The sequence below is a fragment of the Alteromonas infernus genome, assembly GCF_902705815.1.
The window spans coordinates 1-21,222 of the sequence record NZ_CACSIG010000071.1 but is presented as its reverse complement, the minus strand read 5'-3'; the positions used below and the strand labels follow the sequence as shown (position 1 = coordinate 21,222).

At 40.3% G+C, this 21,222-nt stretch carries 16 protein-coding genes; 9 read left to right on the top strand and 7 right to left on the bottom strand.

The window, feature by feature from the left end; genetic code table 11:
* Position 1: 1 nt before the first annotated feature.
* From ACX5J7_RS16945 to ACX5J7_RS16925, 5 genes are all read right to left on the bottom strand, one after another.
* Positions 2-448, bottom strand: a complete 447-nt coding sequence (locus ACX5J7_RS16945) for a glycosyl transferase (protein WP_024017034.1) — start codon at positions 446-448, stop codon at positions 2-4.
* The gene (locus tag ACX5J7_RS16940; RefSeq protein ID WP_024017035.1) at positions 449-937 is read right to left on the bottom strand and encodes a GDP-mannose mannosyl hydrolase; all 489 of its coding nucleotides are present in this window, start codon (positions 935-937) and stop codon (positions 449-451) included.
* Positions 938-940: 3 nt separating this feature from the next.
* Complete coding sequence (gene fcl / locus ACX5J7_RS16935; protein WP_024017036.1) at positions 941-1,900, bottom strand: GDP-L-fucose synthase; 960 nt, start codon at positions 1,898-1,900, stop codon at positions 941-943.
* Between the two features lie 35 nt (positions 1,901-1,935).
* Positions 1,936-2,469, bottom strand: a complete 534-nt coding sequence (locus tag ACX5J7_RS16930) for a hypothetical protein (protein WP_287148480.1) — start codon at positions 2,467-2,469, stop codon at positions 1,936-1,938.
* Between the two features lie 235 nt (positions 2,470-2,704).
* Positions 2,705-7,102: a S8 family serine peptidase gene (locus ACX5J7_RS16925; RefSeq protein WP_498707627.1), complete on the bottom strand. Its 4,398-nt coding sequence runs from the start codon at positions 7,100-7,102 to the stop codon at positions 2,705-2,707.
* Between the two features lie 285 nt (positions 7,103-7,387).
* Here ACX5J7_RS16925 and ACX5J7_RS16920 point away from each other — a divergent pair, with 285 nt between their 5' ends.
* The 8 genes from ACX5J7_RS16920 to ACX5J7_RS16885 all read left to right on the top strand — a co-directional run bounded on the left by ACX5J7_RS16920 (position 7,388) and on the right by ACX5J7_RS16885 (position 17,576).
* Entirely contained in the window at positions 7,388-9,127 is a 1,740-nt protein-coding gene (locus ACX5J7_RS16920; protein ID WP_498707625.1) for a patatin-like phospholipase family protein, read from the top strand.
* A 106-nt stretch (positions 9,128-9,233) separates the two neighbouring features.
* The gene (locus ACX5J7_RS16915; RefSeq protein WP_498707624.1) at positions 9,234-12,281 is read left to right on the top strand and encodes a hypothetical protein; all 3,048 of its coding nucleotides are present in this window, start codon (positions 9,234-9,236) and stop codon (positions 12,279-12,281) included.
* Between the two features lie 41 nt (positions 12,282-12,322).
* Positions 12,323-13,303 carry a hypothetical protein gene (locus ACX5J7_RS16910; protein ID WP_498707622.1) on the top strand — a complete coding sequence of 327 codons (981 nt, stop codon included), beginning with the start codon at positions 12,323-12,325 and terminating at the stop codon, positions 13,301-13,303.
* Between the two features lie 30 nt (positions 13,304-13,333).
* Positions 13,334-13,579: a hypothetical protein gene (locus ACX5J7_RS16905; RefSeq protein ID WP_498707621.1), complete on the top strand. Its 246-nt coding sequence runs from the start codon at positions 13,334-13,336 to the stop codon at positions 13,577-13,579.
* A gap of 19 nt (positions 13,580-13,598) precedes the next feature.
* Complete coding sequence (locus tag ACX5J7_RS16900) at positions 13,599-15,119, top strand: esterase/lipase family protein (protein ID WP_498707620.1); 1,521 nt, start codon at positions 13,599-13,601, stop codon at positions 15,117-15,119.
* Between the two features lie 109 nt (positions 15,120-15,228).
* Positions 15,229-15,663 (top strand): hypothetical protein, encoded by a 435-nt coding sequence (locus tag ACX5J7_RS16895; RefSeq protein ID WP_374961685.1) that lies wholly within the window; start codon positions 15,229-15,231, stop codon positions 15,661-15,663.
* Between the two features lie 4 nt (positions 15,664-15,667).
* Positions 15,668-16,180 carry a hypothetical protein gene (locus ACX5J7_RS16890; protein ID WP_498707619.1) on the top strand — a complete coding sequence of 171 codons (513 nt, stop codon included), beginning with the start codon at positions 15,668-15,670 and terminating at the stop codon, positions 16,178-16,180.
* Complete coding sequence (locus ACX5J7_RS16885; RefSeq protein WP_498707617.1) at positions 16,113-17,576, top strand: caspase family protein; 1,464 nt, start codon at positions 16,113-16,115, stop codon at positions 17,574-17,576. Before ACX5J7_RS16890 ends, ACX5J7_RS16885 begins: the two co-directional genes overlap by 68 nt.
* Before the next feature lie 128 nt (positions 17,577-17,704).
* On the opposite strand, the gene ACX5J7_RS16880 is transcribed toward ACX5J7_RS16885, so the two are convergent.
* Positions 17,705-18,757: a GSCFA domain-containing protein gene (locus ACX5J7_RS16880; RefSeq protein ID WP_498707616.1), complete on the bottom strand. Its 1,053-nt coding sequence runs from the start codon at positions 18,755-18,757 to the stop codon at positions 17,705-17,707.
* A gap of 67 nt (positions 18,758-18,824) precedes the next feature.
* On the bottom strand, positions 18,825-19,865 hold the full coding sequence (locus ACX5J7_RS16875) for a hypothetical protein (RefSeq protein ID WP_498707615.1): 1,041 nt from the start codon (positions 19,863-19,865) through the stop codon (positions 18,825-18,827).
* Between the two features lie 194 nt (positions 19,866-20,059).
* On the opposite strand from ACX5J7_RS16875, the gene ACX5J7_RS16870 reads away from it, so the two are divergent.
* Positions 20,060-21,199 carry a hypothetical protein gene (locus ACX5J7_RS16870; protein WP_498707613.1) on the top strand — a complete coding sequence of 380 codons (1,140 nt, stop codon included), beginning with the start codon at positions 20,060-20,062 and terminating at the stop codon, positions 21,197-21,199.
* The last annotated feature ends 23 nt before the right edge of the window (positions 21,200-21,222 follow it).

Sequence of the window (21,222 nt, the reverse complement as noted above, 5' to 3'; positions counted from 1 at the left end):
TTTATCGACCGCTAATTGACTTAATAATTTCTTCTTTTGCTATATCAATCTGTCGATGGATCTGGCCAGTCATTGCTACCATCAATTGCTTAGTCGTAATGGTAACGTTAAAAACATGCACGGGCTTACCATTAACATACATTACAATAGCATTACTACCCGCTTCGAACGTTTGCCAGTTAGGCTCAACGCTAAAGCCACAATCGCCATTCGCTATACCGGCTTTCTTTAAATCTTCTCTCACAACAGACGCTTCGGTCTGACAAACTACTGTATTATTAAGTTTGAAAGACACATGACAAGGCTTAGCGCTTTCACGTTGATTTACGTATACCCAACCAGAAAATCTAAAAATTGATAACTCATCAATATGAAATGTCGCATAACCTTTTTCGCATTTAACTTTACGCTTACGATTCTTATATTTTTTATATAGTTTTGAAAGCAACTACAATTCCTCGCTTATTCCAATACTTAGCACTGCATCCATGTAATCAGATGAATGTTTATGAATGCTTTTATCGCTTTTTACTTTCGATTTTTCACACCACTTATATTCATTGTGCTGATCACCAACAGGCAATGCCAATTTATCCTGCTGAACCTTTAAATGATAGCCCGCTACAACGTAGTGTGTAGAAGGCTGTTCTCCCATTACACTGTCATTATAGAAATGTTCATACATATCCAATAAGCGTGCCTGAGAACGATCAAACTCACAGCCTAACTCATTTAGCGTTAACCGTAAGAACGCAGTATCTAAAGTTTCATTTTTTAATATTCGCCCACCAGGAACAAACCAATAATCTTTTGCTGGACGATTCTTTCTCAAGCCGAAAAGTATTTCACCTTTTTCGTTTTCTACTACTAAATCGATGGACACCAAAGGTGTCCTATCGATAACTTCGGTAAACGCTTGTTTGTTCAAAAAGGCCAAAACTTACCCTCTGAAATTATCCTGATTTTCTAAAAACCAATCAAAAGCGTGCTGCAAACCACGCTCTAAATCGTAAGTGTGTTTCCAACCTAAATCGTGAAGTCTAGAAACATTCATCAATTTTCTGGGCGCACCATCAGGTTTGGTTGTGTCCCAAACGATATTGCCTTTAAAGCCTGTAACTTTCGCAACGGTTTCTACCAATTCACGAATGGTACAGTCTTCACCAGTACCTACATTAATATGGCTCAGCATGGGTTGGGTATTGGCTTGATAAGTTTCATCGTCAAGCTCCATTACGTGAATGCTAGCGGCAGCCATGTCATCTACATGTAAAAATTCACGCATTGGCTTGCCGCTTCCCCACGCAACTACTTCGCTGTCTCCACGTTGTGCTGCTTCATGAAAACGGCGAAGTAACGCTGGAATTACATGAGAGTTCTCAGGGTGAAAGTTATCGTGAGGGCCATACAAATTTGTCGGCATTACTGAACGATAGTCACGTCCGTATTGGCGGTTGTAGCTCTCGCATAGCTTAATTCCTGCAATTTTCGCTATTGCGTAAGGTTCGTTAGTTTCTTCTAACGTACCAGTTAACAGCGCGCTTTCCGTCATTGGCTGCTCTGCCAGTTTAGGATAGATACAGCTAGACCCTAAAAATAAAAGCTTCTGTACATTGTTTGAATGTGCCGCATGAATGATATTCGCTTCTATCATTAAGTTTTCATAAATAAACTCTGCAGGATAGGTATTGTTTGCATGTATACCGCCAACTTTTGCAGCGGCCAAGTAAACTTCATCAATAGTGTTATCTGCAAAAAAGCGGCTTACATCTTTCTGGTTAGTAAGATCTAGTTCAGTACGTGTTCTGGTGATAATCTCAATATTTTCTCTCTGCTCTAGGTTTCTAACTATAGCAGCACCAACCATCCCTCTATGGCCAGCAACAAATACTTTTTTCATGATTTTCTCTCAAACAGATATTAATGTTATAAATTTCAATATTGGTCCATCATAGAGGAAACAGGTAAATCTTCTTCTATCATTAAACCGTCTAATTCTGGTGAACTTGTCGAAAGCACTTGGTCTTTCGACAAAGCAATAGAACGAATGCGTTCGTTGCTAGGTTCTGTGTTTTGCTGAACAGCGCTCAACTCGCTTTCAAACATTAGTTGGTCATACTCTGTCGGCTTCTCAAACCCCATTTCTGCATCTATATCTACTAATGTTTCTTTATCATCAATCCATGTTAACACTTGTTCTGGATGATCGGCCGTTTCGGTATCTATTTCTTGTTTTTTTGTTTTATATGCCGTCTGCAGGCTGGTGAATTTATTAGAATCGCGGGGTTCTTTTAAAGCATCGCCATCGTGGCCACGGAAAGAGTGATTATTATCGCTGGCCCGCTCTACTTGTTCAGCCTCGGCAAGGCGTACAGTATTAACATTACTCTGTTCAGAAATGTCGTTATTCAACGCAAAAAGAGAAAAGGCAATAGAAAGAACAAGCGCTATGGCTAAAAACGTCTTCATAAATTATCCCTAATTTAAACTTGAATTCATGACGGTAAAACGGATGCCGACCGACTGACGTAATACTATACCAAAAGTTACGCAATAATACGGCTAAAAATACTAACCTGCACTACTCGTTAGTATTTTCCAAGCAAATAAGAAAATAGGGCTATGTATAAGTTATTGTTTGGTTCCACACTGAAATATAGAATTATAGTCAGGGCACTATGAATATAGTGCCCTAGAAGAACAGTTAGTCAGCCATAAACCATGTACCACCGACTGGTTTTACGACCCCTGCAGCGATACGTTTAGTGTTATCCATGATATGGACAATATTGCGACCGCCAAACGACTCGTTTCGCCACAAGAAGTCAACTTTACCGTCTCCATTAAAGTCTTCTACTTTCGCTAAAGACCACGCAGTGCCTACTTGCGGCAACAATTTCTGTTCTCTAATGGCTCCGTTAGACATGTAGTACACACTATTTCTACCATCTTGAACGTTGCGCCAAATGAGATCTTCAGTACCGTCACCGTCCATGTCTCCTGTTCCAGCGAGTATCCATTGGCTAGGAGCACCAGAAGATAAGACGGCTTCGTTAAAATTACTTCCCCTGCTTTCTAAGCTCCATACTTTTAAGGTTTGGCCATCTCGAAGGATAAGTTCTTTAACTCTATCACCATTAAAATCTCCAATACCTTCAATGACCACATTCCCAATACTGTTAGACCAGAAATTACGTCTATTAGCTCCGTCCATGAACCAAATGGCTAATTGGTTGGTGCTGAGCCTACGCCATACTATGTCGTCTTTGCCGTCACCGTTTAAGTCTCCGATAGCTTCTACTTTAAAGTCACTGTCTAAACGCGCTAGTACCGGGCTGGATACGATATCGAACCCATTCATTAGGTAAAGTCTATTGTAACCACCGTGTGAATATGGGTTTCTCCAGAACAAATCAGTTTTTCCATCACCATCGAAATCACCAAGGTTTAACTGCCAATCTTCTCCTTGCACAACATTTATAGGGCGAGACTGAAGAACGTTTTCACCATTCATCGTCCAAAGGAAATTCCAGCCTCTAACATCGCTAGCATTACGCCATACAATATCAGCACGACCGTCACCATCCACGTCGGCCCTTACAGGTAATTCAGCGTTATCACCTATACCATCACCGTCTGTATCGGCCCATTCAGAACTATCAGTTGGGAAAGCATCATTGAGGTCGTTTGCGCCATCATCATCAGTATCTGCATTAACGGGTGACGTGCCTAGGTCTTCTTCTTCCTCATCGGTTAAGCCATCGTTATCGTTATCTGTATCTACAGCATTAACGATACCATCCCCGTCAAAATCTTCGATGTTAGAAGACAAATCCACGCCAACGTTGAACATGTTAAACAGGGTTTGATCGACAGTAGAACTGTAAGTGGAGTACTCAATTTTTACATCTATAGAAGTAAGTGGCACCAAAAATTCAGGGAATGTAACTTTAGAAGAAAAGTCACTATCGTTTTCAGATTCAAGAGCGAGGCTTTGCCATGTGCTTTCGCCGGCAAACTTCCATTGGATAGATGTTATATTCGTAACACTTTTTAGCACAGACCCGCCTGCCTTTAGCGTAAACGGTTGGAAGCCGACACTATTTGTAGAATAAATATCATCGTTTTCATCTACGGCGCTTACCACTAGGCCTGCAACCTCAGCCACCATACCTGAAGGGTAATAGTTAATCTCTCCACTAGGTAAATCATCATTGCCCGATGCATAAGTAATTTTAAGTCTTGCATTGTCACACATACTTACATCACCTAACGCATCGTGGTCGAATACACCACTGTGCGTTTCTGTGCCATCGCAATAGAAAGCAAAGTTTTGATCTTTAAATACAACCTCTGCGCCGGAAGGACTCGTAAAATGGCTACCAAATATTGTAATTATACCGTTAGGTTCAAAAGAGTAAGGCTGAGAAAATACCGCCGATGTAGGTCCAAACGAATAGTCACCAGTTTCTAAAACATCAATTCCACTTGCAGAACCAAAATTTAGAGGCGGCGATTCCTGCAACAAATTACCTGTATTCTTATCATCATCACCTTCAACTAAGGCTACATAAAATGACTGACTCAAATCACTACCATTAATAATAGATAATTTTAAGTTTTGGTCGCGTACACCGGTAAGATCACGCTCTACCCCAAACAGCTTTTCACCACTATAAACGGCAATATCTGATACAGGTGGGGAAACATCGTTGGATATATTAATGTCTATGCTTGTAGCTACGTCGTCCAAGGAATATAAAACGTTTTGCGAAATACCACTTGCCTCAGGGTGGCTGAAATAAAATAGCGTATCAGGCCCTGCTGTGTTGTTTAGTCGTTCAAGCAGTTCAAGTTGTACGGGTATATCCGGTGATAAATTGCCCAACGCAAACCAACTGTTTGAACGTAGTGATTCATAACGGCTGTTCGAAACAACTCCTGAACCATAGGTAATTCCCGTATCAGCAATTGTTATATGTGTTTTGGTTTTAACACTATAGAGCTGGTCTAATGAAACGGCGTTATTAGAAGGTACACCATCGTTACCTATAATATGTTGTAAGTTCGAGGGCGTTAGTCGTAACGTTTGGTCACCGTTTAAATTAAGCGTGAATGTTTCTAACCCTTCAATACGCTGTGAAGCAGTTGTACTAGGTAACGCAGGAAGATGAGGAAGGTCACTTTTCGACAAATTCCAATAAGAGGCCTTTGAATAATATTTTCCTGTTGGGAGAAAAAGAGTTTTGGAATCACCTGGCTCCATTTCTTTCCAAAAATAGGTTTCACCAAATTCACCATCTAACGTTGCAGTAACTCTAGTAGCACTTTCGTTTACAAACTTAAACTCGTTAGCATTGATGAAAGATAAAGGTAATGCGACTTGCTCGCCTGTATTTGACGTTAACATCACGTCACCAAAATAGCCCCCAATCGCGTGTGCTGAATTGCCCAGTGCCGAGGCATCGTTAACGCTTAGGGTTACATTTATGGAAGCCCCTTGGTTAGCTGGTAACGTTACTTCACTTTTACTCGATGACAACGTTATTCCCGCAGGAAATGTATTAGGTAAATCGATACGCACCGTTTGTTGACTATTCGACGTGTTTGTTAACGAAAATGCTATCGTTTCCGATTGGTAATCACTGGCATTCACACGGCCAAAATAGAGTGGACCTTGCTCTACAGCAATACCTTGAGAAAGTGCAGACTCAACATCTAATAATCCGAAACCGCGCTGGAAACTGTCATTTTCGTCTGACCGCGCTGAAGACATCAATACAGATTTTACTTGCTGAGGAGTAAGTGTAGGCCTTGCTTGTTTTAATAGTGCTGCTGCACCTGAAACATGAGGTGCCGCCATACTTGTTCCCGACTCGGTAGTATAGCTTTCGCCAATAGCGAGCGAGTAAATGTTTCCGCCTGGCGCGGCAAGCTCTGGTTTACCAAAACTGCTGTTTAATAGTGGACCTTTAGAACTGAAGCTAGAGATATTCCCGTTGGGCTCTACAGACCCTACTGTTATAGCACTTCTTGCTGAGGATGGAGACAGCCCCCCAATCTCTAAATACTCCCCTCCGTTGCCCGCTGCTACTATTACAGCTACACCCGAAGCAGTAGCTGCATCAACAGCAGACGCAACGAGATCATCAGCATCGCCAGGCCCGCCTAAACTTAGGTTTATAACATCGGCCCCGTCATCAGTGTTTGGGTTTCCATCTGGGTCGACTGCATATTCAATACCCTCAACAATGTGAATATTTACCCCATCCCCATTTTCATCAAGCACTCGAACTGCAAGAATTGAAGCATCTGGCGCTACACCCACAACGCTGCCGTTAGCAGCAACAATGCCAGCGACGTGAGTTCCATGCCCATCTACATCCATAGGGTCGCTGTCGTTATCTACAAAATCGTAGCCACCTATTACTTTGCATTCAGCGCCAATACAGCCGCCTAGGTCTGAATGAGTATAGTCGACACCGCTATCAACAACGGCAACAACAACGCCTTCCCCTGTTATGTTGTTTCCGAAAGAATCTTTTTCCTGCCAAACCTTGTCGGCATTAACCATAGCCACACTATCAGCAAGGAATTTTTTTACCGGCGTACTTTTAACAATACGCTTTACCGATGGCAGCTTCGATAATGCGAGTACTTTACTTTCATCGCCTTGTACAACTATTGCGTTGGCTACGCGCGTTAGCCTTTTCTTAACGCTAATAGTTGAAGGCACGTGGGTTTTCACAAAAGTCTGCTGGAACGTATCCAATGCGGTAACTTTTTGGGCTACTGAAATTTTAACGGCTTGTTTTAGGCTTTGGCTGCCAGCAGTACCACTTTGACTAACTACACTTTGCTGACGTTTAAGCGACTGATAAGCCCTAAACTCGCTAGTTTTTAAAAGCGGCTGGCCGTAAAACTCAACCATATATGTTTGATTGCCGCTGGAAGCAACTGAACGTTCACTTGCTTCTATTGAATGAGTATTTACACCGTGGATGTGCCTAGATGTCTTTAGCTCTTCTTGCGGTTGCGCCTGAGGGAAAGATGAAAATAAGGTAAGTGAAATTGCTAGGTAGGTGGTGTATTTAAACAACATGAACACTCCATAGTCCGTTACTGAGTTCTTTCTCTGGAAAGTATAAGTGAGTAAATATGTATAGGCTATAAACCGGGAGGGAAACAAAGCACCATTTAAGTATTCAAATTAATACTTACGTATATCGCGCTTCCAATTATCATAGCACCCACCTCCAAACAAACTGTTTGATTTTTGATCAATTTGATTTTATATTTTTGCTGATATAAATCACAACTCTTCAAAAAAGGGTCTGTAGTCTAGCTTGCTAAGTGATTCAAAGGGATTCGAATTCGGAGCTAAACCATGACTTACCGCGTAGCATTTGCTATTTCAGGTGCCGTCAGCTTAGGTTCTTATGAAGCGGGCACAATCTACGAAATTATAAGTGCGCTTTCAGAGCACAATAAAAACCTTCCAGAAAATTCAGAAAAACGAATTGAGATAGATGTACTCAGTGGGGCTTCTGCTGGCGGTATGACCGCTGCGCTTATTGCCCATAAGTTGCTGCACGACCCTGCGATGTTAGATGGCGAAGCCGACAATGCAGCATACAAAGCCTGGGTAGAAAAAGTAGACATACAGGGCTTACTAACCCATCACGACGGTGACTTCACTAAAACCTCACTTCTTTCCTCTAACTTTGTAGGCAAAATTGCAGAAGATTTGATTACAAAAAGACACACAAACAACGAAATTCCAGAACCTGGCCCACATAATACCGCCGCAAAGAAAGTACACCTTGGTTTGGCCATGTCGAATTTAAATGGCGTTGATTATAAGCTTGAAGTGTTTTCAACGTCTGAAGAAGGGTTGGACCAAGGTGAGTTTATACAAACTCGCTTTCAAGACCGAGTAACCGAAGAGCTAACCAAGGAATACAAAGACAAACAGTGGGAAGATATTATTACAGCATGCAGAGGCTGCGGCGCATTCCCTTTTGCTTTTTCACCAATGAAGCTAGCCAGAAACTGGATTCGCCATAAGCATGATTATGCTAGCCGAGGTGCCTCTCCGTTTAACAACGGTAGTAAAGACGAAAATTTTTACTACATGGACGGAGGCGCATTCAACAATTACCCCTTAGGGCTAGCCAGAACGCTGACTAGGAGAATTGATAGCACTCCAGAAGACTTTGAAAATAGGTACTACTTTTACATTTCGCCAAATCCGAAAGTATCTGTGCGCGACGCAAATTTCAAAGTAAACGCCACATCTGGTATGAAAGATACCGCTGTGCAAATGGCTAAAAGCATTTTTTGGCAAGGGCGTTTTCAAGAATGGATGCAAGTTGAAACGGTAAATGAAAAAATAAAAGAGCTGGATAAGTGGGCTGAAGAGTTATTACAAATATTAAGCAATAACATCAATCAGCTACAAATACACAACGCGGCTTATGACTCGCTTTTAGACGCACTGTACGGTAATTCATCGTCGTATAACGACGATTATCAGCGTTTAGAAAAAGCATACTGCACAACACAACAACATCAACAGCTGTCACCCTTACTAAAAGAAACCTGGATTAAAGGTATTGTGATATTGGAAAAATCTGGCGGTTTAGAAAACCGCGAGAGCATGAAGGTGTATACCATTACAACAACCGACGATGATTTAGCAAGTGAACCCCTAGCGGGCTTCTTGGGTTTTTTAGACAAGTGCCTGCGCGAACACGACTACTTGTTAGGCCGAATAAGAGGCATGCAGGTTGTAGAGCACATATTAAATCATAAGAACAAAGCCAATGCGCTAGGAAAGCATTTACCACTGAATGTAACTAGCCGCGCTGCCCGCATTAGTGAAGCTAAAACGCAATTGTTAGCGATGGAACTTTCCGACATTACAATGAAAGACGTGAATTATGAAAACCGACTAGCGCTTTACAAAAGAGTTAGAGAACGCATGAAGCAATGGCTTAAAGATGAAAATGTTAGTTGGATTAAAACACAAGGGATAATGCTTGCAAGCAAGTCGTATTTAAAGAATTTATTCGAAATAGAAAAGCAAAAGCTGCTAGGCATAACAATGCCTGCTTGGTACCGTTAAAAAGCGCATGTTATTTAAATAAGCAATATAGAAGTAGAAGTAGAAGTAAAAGTAAATGATGAAAACATAACTTACCAAATTGCCACAGGCTTAAAGGGAATTAACCATGAAACTACTACCTTCACTCGAGCGCGCTGTACCCAAAGAGTATCTTGCCCCAGCTGTTCTAAACGAACTATTTACTAGTTTACAAAATATAAAGAATGCTATTGAAAGCAGTGTATCTAATGAGCAGAAAGCTAAATTAGAAAACCTTGACAATATTACCAACGAGTTAAAACAGTTAAGTAACGACCCCAGCATTAACGATATCCCCACTGCCGCTAAAACAATTATTGAGAATGCCGTTGCACTATTCCCCGACGACAAACAACAAGAAATATCAGAATCACAGGTATATAAAAAAACATTCAAGCTACTTAATCAATGGGAACAAATTAGCGCGCCGATAAGTTCACAAACCGAAGGCTTTAATAGAAACATTGAGTTTGATAAAGACTACGACACAGAACTTAAAGATTTTCAGATTGGTCTTCGGGTTGGTGCTACTGGCATTTACAACATTAATGTACTTTCCAAAGAACGAGCTCAAACACTTCTTAAACTTGAGATTGCCGACAATGAATGCCTTGTAAACCAAACGCTCTCCGCTGCATATGAAGTGAACGCTTCGGGGGCTGGCGCAATAAATTTCATCAATATTAGTGGGAGTTTAGCGCAAGCTGGCGAGCTAAAGTTAGACACATATTTCAAAGCAGAAAACAACACGCCAACATATCGCGCACTATGGGCAATGTTTAAAACTCCTGTCGTGCCATGGAGCCTCAAATCTGTAAATGCTCTACTTGCAATGCCAAATAACGGCGCCAGCCTTGCTTATCGCGCGTGCGCGTTAAAAACTGGTACATCGTTTACCATTCAAGGTGAAATGGGTGTCGGTAAGTCATTGGTTACTCAAACCGATTTGAAAGGAAATGTAATCGACATCGACTTTTCTGCCGAAATAAGTGCGTCTCACCAACATACTATAACAGGTGATGTAAGCATGTTTGTTACTAAACACGCTAGCAGCGGCAAACCAGTATTAAAGATAACGGTTGAAGAGGCAGACGAACGTACTAACGCACTGAACTTAGCGCTACAGGCGCAAATTAAAGGACTGGACAAACTGGCTGGGCAGTACGTTGAAATGCTGCTTTCTAAAGGCAACAAAATAGTGCAGTGGCTAGAAAAAAATAGTTCTCCCGGCGCTACGCTACTAGAAAGTTTAGATAATAGTGTAGATAAAAATAAGTGGTACAAGCCTATCGCTAGCCTAGCCTTAGGCCAAGAGGGAATAGATGACGCCGTAGAAAGTCTTATTGGCAACGAACTTGAGAATATTATTGACCGCATCCCGCTTTCAAGTGAAGACGACACAAAAGAACTGGCCGACAAGGTAGTAACAAAACTATTAGATATTTTTGGTGCTAGTGATAACTCTGTTACAGAAAATTACCGCGAAGCCGCGGAGCAGGCACTTCAAGATGAACTAGCAAAACTTCAGCAGCACATACGTCAACAAGCAGATAACTTCAAGGAATTGATAGAGGGCGAAGCTAAAGACGCGCTTAAGCCAATAGAGGCATTAGGCGAGGAAGTGAAACGGGCTATTGATACATTCGATAAAAATATTGAGAAAAACTTTAATAAGGTCATTTCAAAATACCGTGAATTCAAAGAGAAAATTACTTCTGCATTAGAAAAGTCCGCCAACATTAAGCTGGGGCTGGCCTATGACGATTTGAGGAAACGTTCAACATCGTTATCTCATAGATTAGAAATACTAGTTGAAGCACCAGACTCGCCTGATGTTCAAACATTTTATAGAAGCTTAGCCATTGGTGACGATAAAAAAGTTGCGAGCATGTTACCTACGCTGTTAAAAACAGACAAAGTTAAAATACTAGCCGAGTCTACCGCCATTGAAACAATGAGAAATAATACGGCAACGTTAGGTTTGAGTATTATTGGTAAGAACATCACCTCTGTGAAGGATGTGTTATCACAACTAAACGTTAAAGTTGATACCAGCGGTAATTTATACGTTAGACAAGAGTACAAAGTTACCGCTACCGCCAGTGGGCTTGGCGAAACGCGAGAAGCTGTGCTAAATCTGACCTATGGTATTGCGCAAGCGGCACAAAACCCCGACTTTGTTGGCAGCGTTGGTTTTAACTACACAAACAAAGATTCTAAACTTCACTCTGTAAACGAAATATCTGAATTTTTACGTTCCTTAGATTTCAGCAACGACCCACACTTTAATAACCTACCAAACGATGCATCGGTGCCCACTCTTATACCTGCATACCGAATAAATGCAGCGATTGCAGAATTCAACAAAATAATTAAGCAAACCCCTACTCAGTTCACTACAAGCGAAATAAATATTAACTTGCGCGCGAGTAAACAAACCTACCAAAGGCTACTGGGTTTAAATGGCTACAGCCTGTTCAACAATGCTATCGCTTACTTAATTTATTTAACGAAAAGAGATGATTTTTACCAAGAAGCCATGGAAGACATTGTAGAAATTTACGAAGAACATGATTCCAAATACGCAGACTACAATGAACTTTTCTCGCTTCTACTTGGCTCACCAAACAGTACCAATATAAGTTTATACACAATAAAGAATGATTTAAGAGATTTAGACAGCTTCAAAAAGCTTATGAAGCGGAAATCGAAACTACCGTATAAAAAAGAAAAATTTTTTTGGCTTAGAGTTAATTCAAAACTTGAAAAATACGCAGAAATGGCGGGCGCGCTTAGAAACTTACCAACCACTCTAAATGCAATAGAAGCTGCCGTAGATAGCTTCATCATGACGACACAGCAGAAAGCTGATTTAGAAAAGCTTAACGCTACATTGAAGGGGTTGAACAAGAAATTTCAACGAGAGCTAGATGACTGGGTAGAAGTAGATGGCATAGTGAAAAATGCTATTGATGACCTGTACTCAAAATTCGGCTGGGCAAAGTCGAGCGTGAACTTACGACTATTGAGCTTCCTTTTATTGCTTCAGGAAAGCGTGGGAGAAGACGAAGAACTGTTTTTAACTACGATCACACTCAGTAATGCCAGTGATGAGCGAAGGGTTATTGTGGTTTAGGTTTATCTGACTAGAAGATTATAAGCAGAAGGAAGCAAAAAATGTCTAACCGCTCTAATTCTTTTGAAATTTCTGAACTTTCAAGCCATCAACGCGAAAATAAAAGCGCATTTTCTTCTTTTACTTCTAAATTTATTGAAGGAATTACTAAAGCGCATTTACTTGCCGTTATTCTTTTTTCGTTTTGTGGCGCTTTAATCTCTACGACCGCAGTATTCGTTACGTATGGTAAAGATTGGTTCTCTCACCAGAGCGAGATAAAGGCAATAAAAGTAAAGCTGGAAAGCGGCTTAGACTCGATTGATAAAAGTTGGAAAAACAAAATCAAAAACACAGAAGAAATTTTGACCAACAAGATTGATGGCATTGACAAAAAGTTAAATGATCAAATTTCTATAAATATTGAGGAGAATGGCAGGCTTACATCAACAATTGATATGCTACACAATAATCAATTCTCTGTGACAGAAAGCTCTTTTGAATTGATTACCGACCTTGCTTATTGCCTATCCTCAAACACCAAATGTACAGTCGAAGAAAACAAAATATTTTCTTTAAAGAAAATAATCTATCGAATACAGTTATACGAACTAACTGAAGAAAAGCATGAGTTACTAAAGGCAGCCCTCATTGACAAAAAATTTAATGAGAAAGGAATTCATGTCGGACCAATACTTAAACTCGACCCTCAAGCAAAAAAAACTGAAGAAAAAATCCCCTTTGTTTCTGAAAAGTTTTTGATCGTTTCGCATCTATTAGACGAAGCGGTAACTTGCGATTTAATTAGATTACTATCTGAGCGAACGATGAGAGATGTAAATATTACTCACGTAGCTCACGCTCATGAAGTAAAAATTAATAATACGGAAACCACAGAACCTATTTATCTAAGTAAAGACATGATTGTAATTGGATTTCCTTATGATCGAATAGAGGTACCAAACAACATGAAATTTAAATCACCTAACCAACTTAAAAAAACTTGTGACGCAGACTTCCAAGACATCCACAGGGCAATTTGAAATGGTCAAAATGAAGGAAGATAAAGAAAGGTGCTTCGTAAATTATCTACTTTTGGATTCACTCAAACGCTTGGAGAAAGGAATATGGTAAAGGTTAAAATTGGACAAAGAGTTAGCTCTGCAAAGGTATTTAGTAATCAGAGCTTCTTTAGGCTAATCGCTCTTTTTTTTATGTTATCTTTAACAGTGGGCTGCTCTGAAAAACAAGAAAATACGGACCTTATAGATTCTTCTACATTACAAGGCGATGACGTAGTAGGTATAAAAGTTTTATAGGCAGAGTGAAGCAAAGCGCTTGATTATTTTTGTGCATGGATTCATTGGTGACGCCAGAGAAACTTGGTTGCACGACAGAACATCGTCGTATTGGCCCGAACTCATTACAACCGACGAAGCATTCTCTGATGCCGATATTGCGACTTATCGCTATGAAACTTCTTTGTTTGAACAAAGCTTTTCCATAGATGAAATTGCTGACAACTTACGACTACGCTTAAACGCCGCCAAGATACCAGAAAAATACGACGAAGTAGTTTTCCTAACCCACAGCATGGGTGGCTTGGTAACACGGGCATTCGCATTAAAGTTTCGTGATCTTTTAAACATTCGCGCCATCTACTTTTTTGCAACGCCAACGAATGGCGCTGATTTAGCCAATCTGGCATCACTAGTGCCTAACTCTAAACAAGCAGAAGGACTTAAAAATTTACAAGAAAGTCTTTACCTTCAATCACAGTCTTCACAATGGCTAGCTTCTGAACAACACATTAATATACGGTCTTACTGTGCTTATGAAACAAAGACAACCAGTGGAATTTTGGTAGTGCCACGCCAAAGTGCTACAGCTTTATGTAATCAAAGGCTAGACCCAATTGCAGAAAACCATACAAGAATAGTAAAGCCTTCAAGTATTCACTCAGATGCTTATGTCGCATTCAAAGTCGCTTACGAGGAAACATTTGAACGATTGCAATTAATAAAAGGGCGTCAAGATATAACCATAGATTCTGCGAATTACAAATTCCCAAATAACGATGCCATCTTAACAGCCGACAAACTTCTCATCTCGGTTAAATACCGGGTACCAAATGACGCGCTAATCGTCGCTAATAGTATCGAATTCACTGATGGGGCAGCACTCACAGGGAACACACTTTCAATCGTTACAGCGAGTACTGTAGGCGGAACCATCGACGTCTCCGGCGATAATGGCAAGAATGGCGGCCAGCTTTTACTAGCCACAGGAAGAATATTAGGCACGCGGATATTTGCTAATGGCGGTGATGGACTAAACGGGAAGCGTGGACGAGATGGAAAAAATGGAGGAAATGGGTCGGATGGGCGCAACGGCTCTTGCAAAGGATTCGGAGGTTGGCGTTCAGCACATTCAGGCGGTGACGGCTATGATGGAACAAATGGTGAAGACGGCGGTGATGGTGGTGATGGTGGCGACGGAGGTTCAATTTATTTAGTTACGCTCAATGAATCTTTCGTTCAACCAGCGGTTTATGGTGGCTCTGCAGGTGAAGGTGGTGAAGGAGGAAGAGAAGGACTAGGCGGAAAAGGTGGCCGAGGTGGTAGAGGTTGCACTGGACTAGGCGGCTCTCAAGAAAATGCGAGAAGTGGGAGAGGTGGAGCTGACGGGTCACCCGGTCAGAGAGGCGCTTCTGGTAAGCCCGGCTCTGATGGAGTAGTTTGGGTTAATTTGGTAGATAGCATGAGAGAAATTGCTAAACACATTCCAGAGGCAGACGAAGTACGGGATTACAAAACAGATATTATTAATAATCTTAAAGCCACCGCACAGTCACGGTAAGTAGATGGCCACTAAATATGATAATGCGATTTTCAATAGCACATCGGTAAACAACGTGTGGGGCGATATATTGCTTCTAAGCTGTAAGCGTCAAACATAAGGACATAAAATGAAAGGCTTGATCATAACCATTATTATCTCACTACCTCTGAGTGTGCTAGCCCAAGACGTCGACGATTTGGTTAATATACTAACAGGAGACCTTTCTGATTCGGGAAGAACATGGATAGCACGCGAAAACCCATTTGTTATCGACTTGTCAGTTGGTACTGAATGTAAACAAGGCGAGAAGCAGCACTATTCCAGAGATGGAAAAGTGACAATAACATCCTGCAGTGAAAAGAAGGCCAAAATACAAGTTATGTCGTGGACAGTTACTTTCGATAATGGTCATGCTTTTATTTACATTGATGACCAAGAGTACCTACTCAATCCTTACCGTGATTTGGAAGTACCTGAAAATATATACCTAGAATTGATATCAACTTCTGAGACTTCTAATCGCCCGTTTAAGTATCATCAACTCGTCTTCTCAGAGCTTTAAGATAATGACCGAGAATAAAGGGTTGCATTCGTTACTCCCTCACTTATTGACGGTGGTTGGTCTGATTTTAACAATCACTATTTTCTTCTCTGAACAAAAGTCACTAAGAAACTTGGAGCAGCGTAACACAATAATAATGATGCAAAGGCAAACATTGACTGAGCAAAAGCAAGAATTCTATAAGCTAGCTGACTCTATAGGATCGTTGTCTGCGATTTTATATACAGATGACAAGGCTGCTCAGAAAAAAGCTTTTGAATCGTTTTACATACATTATTTCGGTAGAGCTTTTCTATTGTCAGATGAAGATATGATTAAAACCCTCAACTTACTGCACGTCGATATAAAAAATTACCGAGAAGGCAAGATTAGTTTAGTAGGTAATGTAGAACCTAAAGTACGAATTTTACGTTCAGCTGATAATGTTATGCGGGCAATGAAAGGTTCAATTGAAAGAAGAACAGAAGAAATACATAAAATTGATAAAAAATTACTCGAGAATATTGCAGATGGCTAAACTCGTGCCCTCCCTCGTTAGCGCGATATTCATAGTTTTGTTTAGTTTATTTAGCCAAAAGGCCTATAGTAAAGACTATCAATTCTACTATGTAGCTGTCGGCAATGAACATTATGAATCGTTCAATGAGCAAACTGGCTTAGGGCTGAGCGCTCGAGTCGTCTCTGAGTATTTTGAGCAGTTCGGCGCAGTTTCTGGAATAACTCTAAGATCGAAGAGCAATCTACTTCTAAGTAAAAATGACATTTTATCCGCAATCGATGACATCACATTGCGAATGAATGATGATAAGGACAATGTTTTTATATTTTATTATGCGGGACATTGTTTGGGTGAGCCCTTAACAGGGCAGCAATGGCTCATTCCCGGGAATTTACAGATAGATGTAAATAAGCTTCTGAAATCAAAGCTAGATACAGACTTATTTGATGCAGCCATGTTATCCCCCATTGCTCTGCACGCTGCTATGCAAAATAGTTTAGCTAGTCAAAGTTTGTTGTTGATGGACTGTTGTTACAGCGCAGGCGATCAAGCATATAAAAATGTAGCTAGCCAGCTTACTGGAGTCTTAGGAGCTAGACAGGCGAGATTTTTAAAAGATATTCGTTCGGTTAACCTATCGGATGATGCTTGGAGTACTAGTGTTTTCGCTACTGTGCCAGGGAAAAGTACTTATGCAGTAGCGGCACCTGGTTTCATGAAGCCTAGAATTATTCTGCCTATTGGCCCCCTGGCGAGAAGGATTGGATTAACTATGTATCCAAAGATTACTAGTCGTGGTGAACTTACCTACTTAGATTTCGTAAATTCGCTGAAAGATTTGCACTTAGACAATGTTACTCAGCCGGCATCAAGTGTAAACCGTGATATATACAATGATGGAACGCTGTTCTCTTACGCAAAGCCGTTGGGAAGTGTTCGGTTAAATCAGTCGTTCTCTAAATCTACCTCATTAGCTACGCTATCTTTGGAAAAGCTGACAACCGAGGAAATCATAGTCGTTTCAGAAGCTACTGAAAAAAGTTCAATTAATATTGTAAGTGAAAATGGTGATTGGGTAGGAAGCGGAAAAACTACGAATATATCTAGCGATGACTATCAAATTTTTGTTGCTCAAGATTCAAGTCAATTAGTAATTTATGCTGAGGGAGAGCTAAGAAATAGTTATTGGAACTTCGAGTTTTCAAATTTATTCAATGATGAAATTGAGATAAGCTCCTCAGGAAGAGGGTGTAGTGAATCATCAGGAACAGTAGACGTGTCAGCTTTTGATACTAATGAAGAAGGCGCTGTAACCCGAATAAAGGTCAACTTTACCCATTTCTGTGATGGTAACAGTGCAGGATTAAATGGCGCAATAGATCTTCATCTAGCTCCTCTCTTTAGCTATTTATGAACTGGTATAACTTTACCCATAAATTTTAACTCCGTTGATCAGATAAACTAGCAGATGCTCCTGATCAAATTGGGGAAGTAGACAAAATCTGACGACAGAGGTCACTCGGCCCCCTTCCCCCAAAAAGTTCAGCCTTTAACTATCTGTCCTTTAAAAATAATAGGTGGCTCACCCGCCTCACCTTTTACAATTTGAAGTGAACTTTCAAAGCTAGCAAAAACCCTTTGCGCTACGCTAATACCATAGAAGGTGGTAACAAAAGATTTTAAGATATTATTCACCATAAACCGTGAAACATGTCTCACACAGCCGTCGTCGGTGCCGTAAACTGGGTATGGTAGATGGCACCCAACCCACTTAATAATTTCAAATGAGGGCCAATACCAAATATTTTGGTCATTATCCAATGTGCTCATGAATTCACTAATTGCAACGCGTAGCGTAGACTTGGAAACACAATCGGCTGTTATACATGATTTGCCGCTGAAAGTAGCTTTAAGCGGAACGGGAGACAATGTAAATACAATTGGAGCAGTCTTGTTCACTTCACGGATGATCTCCACAATTGATGCAAGGTTCTTGCTGTTTTCAGCGACTGTCGACATCCTAAACTGATGGCGGCCTGACTCAAATATATGTTCTGGAACCCCTCGCCAAAAAACTCGACTAGTTTCCTTATCTTCCCACACCTCTGCTAGACCTAACGTAAAAACAAAACAGCTTGCTTCGCTAATCGCCTTCTTTATGCTCTTCTGCTCTATTTCCGGCTGCCAGTCTACTAAAGAGCCTTTGTCATCTCGTGTATAAGCAAAACCTTGGGCAGTTTCTTGTCCATAAACTGCCCAGTGAAAAAAGTCTCTCAGAGCAAACGTATTATTGAGACCAGATGGGATCCAGAAAGAATCTGATGACAAACCTGCTTCACCTAAAAAGTGCCTTAGTTCAGCAGCAAAACATGAGCCTATAGCAACAACATTTCCATTATCATTTAAAATTGGCTTTTCAGGAAGGCTATCTAAACAGTATTCAGCGATAAGCTTTTCTACATTGTGAAAGTCGCTTTTTGCAACGGGATATTTCTTAATATCGCCCGTATGCCAAACTGATTCCCCCCAAGAAGCTGGGCCACTGCCGTCCCTCACTGGGGATAGGCTTCCTATTTCACCATTATTGTTCTTCATTTTTCTCTCGACTCCTTTAATTTATCTAACCCAAGCACTCTATTTGAGTAATAGCAGCGTATTCTCATCAGCACATAGCCTTAAGCCTATCAACATTGAAACCTGACGCTACTAACAAAGGTATAACGTGAAAACACAATGTGCTGAATTGTTGCTGATCTATAAGGTTTCTATTTCTAAGTTTGACAATGAACGCTTGTGGTATTCCTAGCTTATATGCAGGAGACATTCTAGCTATAAATCTAGCGACCTCTTCAAATTCACTATTATTCATTTTAATGCACAGCGCCTCTATATCGCCGTAAAAACGAGCTTCGTCTAGAGGAATGCGCTGGTTATCAAGCTTTTTAAATTTCAATCCATTTTTTAAAATATAATGGAGGAATGCGGCCTCGCAAGGGAACTTAGGCTCAATATTTTGTAGACGAAAAAAGGGAACATCTCGCTTTTTATAATTTTTAATCTCGTGCCAACGCTCCTTCAAAATGCGCTCTAGGTCTTCTCGAGAAGTTGGACAACCTACAAGTTCGGAGGGAAAAGGAAATCGATTAAGACCAGCGAACTCAAGGTCGCAATCGCTTAAATCAGGGCAGTCCAACGGCCAATATTCATCTAAACGGTCATAATAGAAAGGTAATATTTGGAAATAGAACTTGCTCCAAATTTCCGCGGTCTCTCTCCCCCCACCATAAAACATATCTGATTGAATAAAGAGGAACTGATTATTTTCGTCTGCTTGTTTAAATATGTTGATGTCGAGATTATAGCCTACATCCCAATCTGTTCTTATCTTAAATACAGTTTTATACCTTAATCCAATTCGCTCCTCAGAGCGTTTGAGAAGTTCATACGCTAAATACGCTTTATGCATCTGAAGGGCATGGGGTATCCCCAACTCTTCCGCGTAAAATATATCGTGACTGTCATTGCCAAAAACATTTTCTACAAAAAGTATGTCTTTTACATTTCCTAGGAACTTGACGCTGTCAGAATATCTTGAGTTAGTAACTACAAAGACATCGAAGTTATCAGACAATTTTTTCAATAGCTCACTGTTTTCTTTGGCTAACCTTAGTTCACCTACTAGTAGTATAGCGTTCTCTTTCAATGTAACCTCTCCAAAGGTATATTCACTCTCAACATCTCACTAACAATAATCTTTATTCTCTCATTAATGGGGAAGTGGACAAAACCACGTCAAACAAAAATAAAGATACGAACATTAGTCAATGTTAAGGGTTTCTCGGACGACGAACAAAGATTAAACTACATCTAAATACCTATAAATATCATGAATCTTCAATGCTTTTAATAACCTCAGCCGAATATATATCCCAAGAGTTTGCGTCTGAAGTTGGTTTGCTTCCACCGTCTATGTTACCTATTGCTAATAAGCGCCTATATCAACTTCAATTCGATTTATTAAAAGATTATAAAGGTGATAAGTTTTTATCACTACCCAAGAGCTTTAAGCTAAACGCGTTTGATGAACGAGAGTTGCACAAATTAGGAGTTAAGGTGTTATGGGTTCCAAGTAATATTTCACTTGCAGAGTCAATATTATATTGCTGGAACTCAACAGGAAAATTTTATAAAGAACTTAAAATACTGCACGGCGATACGCTTTTTACAGATATAAACCTTAGCATCAAAGATTGCATATCGGTCCACAAGAACGATGGTTTCTACCCGAGAGCAACAATATCTTTAGATACGTTTATTGTTGGTGAACGTCTATGGGCTTCAAAAGACGACCTTGTAGCTTCTGGATACTTCAGTTTTTCGCAACCCGCTACGTTTATAAAAAACATCCTAGACAGTAATCATAATTTTGAAAGTGCTGTCAAAACATACACTGATAAGCAAAAGATTGAGATTCTAACTAATGGGGTTTGGTATGACTTTGGTCATCTAAATAGCTACTTTAGATCCAGAGCTCAAATGACAACGCAAAGGGCTTTTAATCAACTGCACATCTCAGATTTTTCAGTTGAAAAGTATAGTGACCAGCACAAAAAAATAGAAGCGGAGAGTAACTGGTTTTGCTCCATTCCATACTCAATAAAAAGCTATACTCCCAACTTGATCAATCCAAAAATTTATTCTTCAGACAATAAAAGAGGATATTCTCTCGAATACTTATACCTGCTAACTTTGAACGACCTTTATGTGTTCAGTAAACTTACGATTGCAGAATGGAAGTTTATATTTTCTACTTTGAACTTAATGCTGAGAAAGTTCAGTAAGATAAAGAAGACCTTTACTGAATATGATAAAGCGACAGCTGAAAGTTTGTATCTTGACAAGACATTACGTAGACTCAACGCTTTTAGCGGACAACATCCCCCCGTCATAAAAGACCGTTATTACGTGGCTACTTTAGGAAAAAAAGTAAGCTTAGAAGAAATAGCAAAACATACTGACGTGGTCAACCAAAATTGACCAACCCAGTTAAGCTACTTTTT